Raw genomic sequence first — 8,138 nt, forward strand, 5'->3', positions numbered from 1 at the left:
TGAGGCGCCGCCTCGTCTGAGGCGCCGCGCCCACCCGGCGCCGCCGTCCCGACGCGCCGTGACGTAACATGCCGCGATGACCGACTACCCGGAAGCCACGCTCAACCGCTTACTGGACGCCGCGGCCGAGGTGCTCCTCGCCACGGTGGCGTCCGACCGCACCGGCATCGTTGGTTACTTCCGCGAGGTGATGGCCGCCGGCCGCTACCTCTACGACGCCGAACGCAAGTACGCCGACAACGCCCTGGTCATGGCGCTGTTCACGCACACGCGCACGAGCGAGGGGGTCGCCAACGACGAGCCGCTCACGCGCGAGCGGCTCCTAGGACGGCTCGGCGAGGTCGGCGAGCTCGTCAGGGACGACGCCGAGGGGCTGGAGTTCAAGCGCTTCCTCTTCGACCTGGCCGTGCACGTGTCGCGCGCGTCCGGCGCCCCGTTCCGGCCCCGCGTTAGCACCGACGAGGCGGGGTTCCTGAGCCAGCTCAAGGCTCTCCTCAGGATGCCAGACTGACCGCGTGAAGGGTCGTTGGGTCTGGGGCCTGAGCCTCGCCAGTTTCGTCCTCGCCGGCAGCACCGGCGCCTACTACCGCTTCAGCCTCGTGACCAAGCTGCCCGGCGTGCTCGAGTACATCCGCCACGCCCACTCCCACCTGATGTTCTTCTCGTGGATCACGCCGCCCCTGATCCTGCTCGTGGGGGCGCACCTCGCCGGTCGAGGGTTGAGCGTGCGCGGCTTCGGCCTCACCGCCGCCCTGGCGGCGTTCGGTGGCCTGGCCACGTACCTGCCGTTCCTGAAGAGCGGCTACCACTTGATGAGCATCGGGGGCGGGCGGCCGCTGCCCATCTCCATGCTCGTCTCCGGCGCCAACGGCGGCGCCTGGTACCTGTTCGTGGTGCTCTACCTAGTGGCAACCTGGCGGGTGCGGCGCTGGCCCGTGCTGCGCCTCTTCGACGGCGCCGTGGCGCTCATGGTCGTGGCGACCATCGCCATCGGCGGTCTCGCCCTCCTCGGCGCCACGGGGCAGGTGCAGCGTCACGTGATGTTGGCGCTCGTCGACTGGTTCCTCACGGCGTTCGCGGACGGCTGGTTCGGCCTCGCCATCGTGGCACTGGCGGCCTGGCACGGCGTCGCGGCGCGCCTTGCGCGCTACCCGCTCGGGCTGCTCGCCTGGACGCTGGTGTTCGCCATCGCCGCGCGCAGCGCCGCGCGCTTCGCCGTCGCCGGCCTCGGCTGGGAGTGGGCGGGCGGCGTCGACGCCGTCACGAGCACGCTCGCCGCCCTCGTCTGGCTGGTGCTGGTGAACGCCGTCTGGCCCACCGAAACGAAGAACGTCAGGCCCGCCACGCTCGGCGGCGCCACGCTGTGGTTGCGGCAGTTGGCGCTGGCGCTGCTGGCCCTCAAGGGCACCGTCGAGTTCGCCGGGGCCGTCCCCGCCACCCGGGACTGGCTCTTCGCGGCGCCCCTCCACATCTTCTTCCTCCACGCGTTCCTGCTGGGCGCGGTCAGCCTGGCGCTGCTCTACGGGATGCGCGTGACGCTGGGGCCGGGGGCCTTCAGATGGCCGTGGGCGTTCGTGGCGGCCGTCGCCGTGATGGTCGGCGCCCTCGCCACCCTGACCCCGGTCTGGCCGGCCGCCTGGTCGGGGCCGTGGGTCCTCCTCGCCACGGCCATCACGAGCCTCGGCCCCGTGGCCGTGGTGGCGCACGCCCTCCTCAGGCTCGACCTCGGGTCCGCCGCGCCAACCACGTCACGATCAGGAGCAGTAGCAGGGCCAAGCCCGACAGCACGGTAGGCACGACCTGTGGCCCCTCGGCCCGCACGAAGAGGCCTATCAGGGGCGCGCTGATGGCCGGCCCGAAGTTCGCGGCCGCCACCACGACGGGGGTCACCTGGTCGGCGCGCTGCGGGAACACCTCGGTCAGCCAGGCGAGCGCGGTCGGGAAGATCGGGGCGAGGCTCAGCCCAACGAGCGCGAACGCGATGGGTGCCGACGGAACGCGGTGCGAAGCGATCATGAAGACCAGGGTTGCCGCCGCCGCGTAGAGGACCATCCGCTGCGAGGGTAGGCGGGCCGAGATGGGGGCGGCCGCGAACCGCCCGACGGTGATGGCGGCCCAGTACAACGACGTGAAGGCGGCGGCCGACGCCCCGAAGTGCGGGGTGAGGAACTCCGTCTGCCACGAGGTCACCCCCACCTCGACCGACACGTAGAACACGTAGAGCAGCACGAACCCGGCCAGGCTGCCCCACGCCACCGGGGCGGCGTCGGCGCCGAGCCCCGCCACCGCGGGGACGCCCAAGCGCGCCACCCAGGGGAGCAGCAGCGCGGCGGCCACCGCTACCACCAGGAACGGCAGGGCGAAGCGCGGCTCGGTGGCGGTGACGAGCAGCGGGCCGACCACCGCCCCCACCCCGAAGAGCGCGTTTATGAGGTTGAGCGCGGGGGCCGCTCGCGGCCTGAACGTGACGGCCACCAGCAGGTTGCACGCCACGTTCAGTAGCCCGGCACCGGCGCCGGCTAGGAAGGCGCCGGCGAGCACGAAGGCCCAGGTGGGCGCCGCCGCCACGACGACCCCGCCCAGGGCGAGGGCAGCGGCGGCGCCGGCGAGCACGCCCCTGTACCCGACCGCGCGCAGGAGCTGACTCGAGAACACGATGCCGACGAACGACCCGAGGAACTGGGCGCTCACCGCCATGCTCACCCACTCGGGGCCTATCCCGAAGCGCTCCCGCAGGAGCGGGAAGGAGGGTCCGTACAGGGCCTGCAACGCCCCGATCAGGAGGAACGCCGCGAAGCTGAAGAGGAGGACGCCGCGGCGCGAGACGGGGGGCTGGGTGGGGGCGCCCCGCGGGGCGGCGTCGGGGGTGGGCATGTAGCGCGCAGGTTACCGCGCCCGCCGCCGGCCCCGTGACGCAGCGCCCTTGACCGGGTCGCCCCTGACCTGGCCGCGAGGCGGGTCGACGGCCGCTCCCGCGACGGCGAGGCCCGCTCGGTATACTTGGACCCCGGCACGACTCGGAGGCACCTCGTGGTAGACGGCATCTCACAGATCAACGACCTGCGCGAGAAGTACCTGCGCTTCTTCCAGTCCCGCGGGCACCTGATACACCCCTCGGCGCCGCTCAAGAGCGACGACCCCACCCTCATGTTCACGAGCGCGGGCATGGTGCAGTTCAAGCCGTACTTCCTGGGCGCCACTCCCAAGTTCGCGGGTCACGACGGCACCTGGCACCGCGTCACCACCGCCCAGAAGTGCCTGCGGATCAACGACATCGAGAACGTTGGCCGCACGCTCAGGCACCACTCGTTCTTCGAGATGCTCGGCAACTTCTCGTTCGGCGACTACTTCAAGGCGGAGGCGTCGGCCTGGGCGTGGGAGTTCGCCACCTCCCCCGAGTACCTCGGCCTCGACCCAGAGCGCCTCTACGTGACGGTCTACCAGGACGACGACGAGGCGTACGGCATCTGGCGCGACCGCGTCGGGGTGCCGGCCGAGCGCATCAGCCGCTGGGGCGAGGACGAGAACTTCTGGCCCGCCAACGCCGTCAGCCACGGTCCCAACGGTCCCTGCGGGCCGTGCTCCGAGGTGTTCTACGACCGGGGTCCGACCTTCGGCACGCCGGACGAGGCCGGCCCCAACACGGGCTCGGGCGACCGGTACATCGAGTTCTGGAACCTGGTGTTCACCCAGTACGACCGCCAGGACGGCGGCCACCTCGAACCGCTACCCCAGAAGAACATCGACACGGGCCTCGGCTTCGAGCGCCTGGTGGCCATGATGACGGGCAAGGAGGACGCTTACGCCACCGAGCTGTTCCAGCCGACGATACGGCGGGTGACGGCTCTCACGGGCGTCCCGTACCAGGGCCCGAGGTCCGTGTCGCACCGCGTGATAGCCGACCACGTCCGCGCCGTGACCTTCGCCGTCGCCGACGGCGTGATGCCCGCCAACGACGGGGCGGGTTACGTCGTCAAGATGCTCACGCGGCGCGCCTCTCGCCACGCCTGGCTGCTGGGCCTGCGCGAGCCGTCCCTTCACAAGCTCGTCGACCAGGTCGTCGAGTCCATGGGCGACGCCTACCCGGAGCTGGCCGACGGGGCGGAGCGGGTGAAGGGGATCGTGCAGGCGGAGGAGGAGCAGTTCCTGCGCACGCTCGACGCCGGCATCGGCCGGGTTGGCGCGCTGCTCGACGGCCTGGGCGCCGCCGTCATGCCCGGCGCCGTGGCGTTCGACCTGTGGCAGACCTACGGCTTCCCGCTGGACCTGACGCGCGAGATGGCAGCCGAGCGCGGCGTCGAGGTCGACGGCGCCGGTTACGAGGCGGCGCGCGAGGCGGCGCGGCAGCTCTCCCGCGGCGGCGCGACCGGCCGGGAGCTGTTCACGGCGACCAGCGACGCCATCGGCAAGGTCGCCGAGCGCCTGGGCGAGGTCGAGTCATTGGCATACACCGACGACTCGGCCGAGGCGCGGGTGGCGGCGTTGGTGACGCCGGGCGACGACGCGCGGGAGCTGAGCGCGCTGGGCGAGGGCGAGACGGGCACGGTGGTGCTGGACCGCACGCCCTTCTACGCGGAGGGTGGCGGCCAGGTCGGCGACGCCGGCGTCCTGGAGTGGCCGGGGGGCAAGGCGGTGGTGTCGACCACGACGCGCTCGCGGCACGGGCTGGTACTCCACCGGGCCCGCGTGGTGCGCGGCGTCCTCGCGATCGACGACGTCGTCACGGCGCGGGTGGACCCGGCGCGGCGCGAGACGCAGAAGCACCACTCCGTAACGCACCTCCTGCACGCCGCGTTGCGGGCCGTCCTCGGCGACCACGTCGCGCAGGCCGGCTCGCTCGTGGTGCCGGATCGGCTGCGCTTCGACTTCTCGCACCCGCACGCCGTCACGCCCGACGAGCTGCGCGAGGTCGAGCTCCTCGTGAACCGCTGGATCCAGGCCGACCTGCCCGTCGACTGGCGGGTAGTGCCCATCGCGACGGCCCGAGCGGCGGGCGCCATGATGCTCTTCGGCGAGAAGTACGGCGACGAGGTCCGGATGGTGAGCATGGGCGACGTCTCCCGCGAGCTGTGCGGCGGCACCCACGTCGGGCGCACGGGCGAGATCGGCGCGTTCTTCGTCGTGGCGGAGGAGGCCGTGTCGGCCGGCGTGCGGCGCGTGGAGGCTCGCGCCGGCCTCGCGGCCATCGAGCACCTGCAGGAGCTGCGCCTGACCCAGGCACGGCTGGCGGCTCGGCTTGGCGGCCGGCCCGCGCAGCTGGAGGAGCGCCTCGAGAGACTGCAGGCCGACCACAAGGAGTCCCTCAAGGAGGCTGCGCGCCTCCGCGACCGCCTGGCCGCAGCGCAGACGGGCGGTGGCGCCGCCGCCAACCCCGTCCGGGAGGCCGGCGGTTACCGCTACGTGACGGCCCTGCTCGACGGGCTCGACGGCGCTGCACTTCGCAACGCCGCCGACGCGCTCCTCACCAGGAGCGGCGCCGACGTGGTGGTGGTGGCCTCGGCCCAGGAGGGCGCGGGCGGCGCGCTGGTGGCCAAGGTGTCGGCCGCCGCGCAGGCGCGCGGCGCCAACGCCGGCCGGCTCGTCAGGGCGGCCGCGGCCAGCGCGGGCGGTAGCGGCGGCGGCCGCGCCGACATGGCGCAGGCCGGCGTCAAGGACGCGGCGCGGCTCGGCGAGGCGTTGGCGGCCGTCGGCGGCGCGTTGGCGGGCGGCTGAGGGCTTGTCGGCGCCCCCGCGCTTCGACGGGACCGCTCCCCTCCTGCCGTCGGGGGCGCCGCTCCCGAAGCTGATCGCGGTCGACCTCGACGGCACGCTGCTTGGCCCAGACAAGCGGGTGTCGGCGCGCACCAGGGTCGCCCTCGACGGGGTGCGGGCGCTGGGCGCGCGGGTGGTGATAGCCACGGGTCGGCCGCTGCGCACGGCGCTGCCGGTGGCGGAGGACCTCAGCGGGGTCGACACGGTCGTGGCCTACAACGGCGCGGCCATGTGGCAGCGGCAGCGCGTCCGCGTCGTGCAGGAGCTCGACCAGGCCGCCGCGCGGGCGGCGCTGGCGCGGCTGCGCGGCGCGCCCGGGGTCTTACTGGCGCTCGAGTCCGCCGACGGTTGGTACCTCGACGCCGACGCAGGCGGCGGCCACGCCGCCGCTGGTGCCACGCCCGCCGGGAACGCCGCCCACCTGTTCCGGGGCGGAGCACCGACGGCGGTGGGTCCGCTCGAGGGGTTCCTGTCGACGGGCCCCATCAAGCTGCTCGCCGCCTCCGACGCGCTCCCGCCATGGCAGCTCGCGCGGGCGTTGGCGGGGCTCGACCTCTACACCACGTGGAGCCTCCCGTTCCTGCTGGAGGTGCACCACGCGGCGGTCGACAAGAGCGCGGCGCTGGCGCTGGTCTGCGCCGAGCTCGGCATCGACGCGGCCGACGTGGCCGCCTTCGGCGACCAGCACAACGACAGCGGCATGCTCGCCTGGGCAGGCCTGGGCGTGGCCATGGGCAACGCGGAGCCGGAGGCCCTGGCCGCGGCCGACCTGGTCACGGCCGACGCCGCCGCCGACGGCGTGGCCCTGGTGCTCGAGAGCTGGCTTCGCGCCGCGAGAGCCGCCACCGGGGTGGTCGCCTGAACGCCGACCGACCACCGCCGGCGCCGGGCGCGCGAGTGTTGGCGCTCGACGTGGGGGACGCCCGCATCGGGTTGGCTAGCGGTGTGGTCGGCTCGCTGCTCGCGTTCGGGCGGGGCGCGCTCGTGAGGCGCGGGACGCGGAGCGACGTGCCGGCCGTGATGGCGCTGCTCGCCGAAGAAGGCGCCGAGGTCGTCGTGGTGGGCCTGCCGCTGAGGCTGAGCGGCGAGGAGTCGGCGCAGACGGAGCGGGTGCGGCGCTTCGCCAAGGCGCTGGCCGCTGCCGGGGCCCGCGTCGAGTTCGAGGACGAGCGCCTGACCACCCGCCTCGCGCAGCGGCAGGTGAGTGGCGGCGGACTCCCCATGACTCGTCGCCGCGAGAAGGGCCTGCTCGACGAGGGGGCGGCCGTGCTGATCCTGGAGTCGTACCTGAGGCGCGTCGGAGGACCGACGTGACGACCGACGACGCCCCCGCCCCGCCGCGCCGCCGTGGAGGGCGAGCCTGGGCGCTCGCTCTGCTGCTGGTCGTCCTGACGGTCGCCGGCGGGCTTAGCGCCGTGCGGTTCGTGCTCTCCCCGCCGAGCGCCACTCCCACCGTGGTCGAGTTCGAGGTGCTCCCGGGTTGGGGCGGCGCGCGCGTGGCCGCGGCGCTGGCGGAGGCCGGGCTGATCCGCTCCGCCCTCGCCTTCGAGTTGCTGCTGCGCTTCACGCACCTCGACCGCAAGCTGGGCGAGGGGCTCTACGACCTGTCGCCCGCGATGACCAGCCGCGAGGTCGCCGCCGCGCTCGCCGCCGGGGGGCGCCCGCGCACCGTGCGCATCGTGGTGCCCGAGGGGTGGCGGGCCGCCGCCGTCGTGGCCCGCTTGGCGGCCAACGGCCTGGGGGCCACGCCGGAGCTGGAGGCGCTGGTGCGGTCGCCCGGGAGCCTCGCGCCGCCCGGGCTGCCGGCCGGCGACTCCCTGGAGGGTTACCTCTTCCCCGCCACGTACGACCTGCCGGTGCACTCCACGGCGTCTCAGGCGTTGGGCGCAATGGTGGCGCGCTTCGAGGAGGAGGTGACTCCCGCCGTGGCCGTGGCGCTCGTAGACTCGGGCCTAGGCGTTCACGACTGGGTGACGCTGGCGAGCATGGTGCAGGCCGAGGCGGCGTCGGAGGCGGAGATGCCAGTGATAGCCGGCGTCTTCCTCAACCGGCTCGACCTGGGGATGCCGCTGCAGTCCGACCCTACCGTCGCCTACGGGCTGGGCAAGGCGCTGCCCGAGCTGAGCGCGCCGGCGGGCGACCTGCGCCGCGACACGCCGTGGAACACGTACACCCGCTCCGGCCTCCCCGCCGGACCCATCGGCAACCCGGGCGCCGAGGCGCTGCTGGCCGTGCTGACGCCGCAGCGCGAGAACCCGGAGGGCGTGCCCTACCTCTACTTCCTGCACGGTAGCGACGGCGGCACGCCGGTGTTCCGCCCCAACACGGACCTACCCGCTCACAACCGCGACGTGGAGCGATTCCTGCGCGGGGGTCGCTGAGCGCGG

At 73.9% G+C, this 8,138-nt stretch carries 7 protein-coding genes; 6 read left to right on the forward strand and 1 reads right to left on the reverse strand.

Annotation, left to right across the window (positions count from 1 at the left end):
* Positions 1–76 precede the first annotated feature (76 nt).
* Together H3C53_01605 and H3C53_01610 are read left to right on the forward strand one after the other, a co-directional pair.
* Positions 77–511, forward strand: coding sequence for a hypothetical protein (locus tag H3C53_01605; protein ID MBW7915374.1), 435 nt, complete (start codon positions 77–79; stop codon positions 509–511).
* Between the two features lie 4 nt (positions 512–515).
* The gene (locus H3C53_01610; GenBank protein MBW7915375.1) at positions 516–1,793 is read left to right on the forward strand and encodes a hypothetical protein; all 1,278 of its coding nucleotides are present in this window, start codon (positions 516–518) and stop codon (positions 1,791–1,793) included.
* On the opposite strand, the gene H3C53_01615 is transcribed toward H3C53_01610, so the two are convergent.
* Positions 1,714–2,874: an MFS transporter gene (locus tag H3C53_01615; GenBank protein MBW7915376.1), complete on the reverse strand. Its 1,161-nt coding sequence runs from the start codon at positions 2,872–2,874 to the stop codon at positions 1,714–1,716. The genes H3C53_01610 and H3C53_01615 overlap by 80 nt on opposite strands.
* Before the next feature lie 177 nt (positions 2,875–3,051).
* Between H3C53_01615 and alaS the strand changes: the two genes are divergently transcribed.
* The 4 genes from alaS to mltG are packed head-to-tail and all read left to right on the forward strand — an operon-like array spanning position 3,052 to position 8,132.
* Complete coding sequence (gene alaS, locus H3C53_01620; protein ID MBW7915377.1) at positions 3,052–5,712, forward strand: alanine--tRNA ligase; 2,661 nt, start codon at positions 3,052–3,054, stop codon at positions 5,710–5,712.
* A 4-nt stretch (positions 5,713–5,716) separates the two neighbouring features.
* Entirely contained in the window at positions 5,717–6,613 is an 897-nt protein-coding gene (locus H3C53_01625; protein MBW7915378.1) for an HAD family phosphatase, read from the forward strand.
* A gap of 35 nt (positions 6,614–6,648) precedes the next feature.
* Complete coding sequence (ruvX, locus tag H3C53_01630) at positions 6,649–7,065, forward strand: Holliday junction resolvase RuvX (GenBank protein ID MBW7915379.1); 417 nt, start codon at positions 6,649–6,651, stop codon at positions 7,063–7,065.
* Positions 7,062–8,132 (forward strand): endolytic transglycosylase MltG, encoded by a 1,071-nt coding sequence (gene mltG, locus H3C53_01635; GenBank protein MBW7915380.1) that lies wholly within the window; start codon positions 7,062–7,064, stop codon positions 8,130–8,132. Before ruvX ends, mltG begins: the two co-directional genes overlap by 4 nt.
* The last annotated feature ends 6 nt before the right edge of the window (positions 8,133–8,138 follow it).

The sequence above is a fragment of the Trueperaceae bacterium genome (genome assembly GCA_019454765.1).
Taxonomy (GTDB): domain Bacteria; phylum Deinococcota; class Deinococci; order Deinococcales; family Trueperaceae; genus JAAYYF01.